The organism is Bartonella sp. AP58NXGY (genome assembly GCF_042195785.1).
Classification (GTDB): Bacteria; Pseudomonadota; Alphaproteobacteria; order Rhizobiales; family Rhizobiaceae; genus Bartonella.
The window spans coordinates 294-584 of sequence record NZ_JBHIOY010000384.1 but is presented as its reverse complement, the minus strand read 5'-3'; the positions used below and the strand labels follow the sequence as shown (position 1 = coordinate 584).

Sequence of the window (291 nt, the reverse complement as noted above, 5' to 3'; positions counted from 1 at the left end):
CAATATATTCAGTCATAAAAAAAGAATGATTTTGCATAATTTTGATCAACAAAGGCGCTAAAATCAATAAAAAGCTCATCACAACAAGACCAAAAGCGCCAAGGATCACAAAAAACAAACTTTGAAAACGACAAAAAAACCAACTCCGTCGATCAGTCACACGGTAAGCTTTATTCAAAGCCGTACGCAAAGCTTCTATTCCATTAGAAGCAAAATAAGCCGTTCCAATGATAGAAAGCGTCAACACACCTCCTTGATGAAGAGTTAAAACATTGACAATTTCCTGAGATA

1 protein-coding gene is annotated in these 291 nt (G+C 35.4%); it reads right to left on the bottom strand.

What is annotated here, in order from left to right:
- On the bottom strand, nt 1-291 hold a 291-nt coding region (locus ACFINC_RS11585; protein ID WP_375617293.1), incomplete at both ends, for a YhjD/YihY/BrkB family envelope integrity protein.